Consider the following 201-nt stretch of genomic DNA (forward strand, 5'->3'; position numbering starts at 1 on the left):
GCATTCGGAGTTTGACTGAGTTCGGTAACCCGATGAGGGCCCCTAGCCCAATCAGTGCTCTACCTCCAAGACTCTCACTGGACCCACTGGACACAAGCTTACGCTCGCGTCCAGTGGGGTCCCATCCGAGGCTAGCCCTAAAGCTATTTCGGGGAGAACCAGCTATCTCCGAGTTCGATTGGAATTTCACCGCTAGCCACA

Annotated in this window: 1 rRNA gene; it reads right to left on the bottom strand. The window is 55.7% G+C overall.

What is annotated here, in order from left to right:
• Positions 1-201 (bottom strand): 23S ribosomal RNA (locus FOI68_RS23190); the annotation flags it as partial.

Origin of the sequence: Brevibacillus sp. LEMMJ03 (assembly GCF_007197875.1) — a bacterium.
Lineage (GTDB): Bacteria > Bacillota > Bacilli > Brevibacillales > Brevibacillaceae > Brevibacillus > Brevibacillus thermoruber.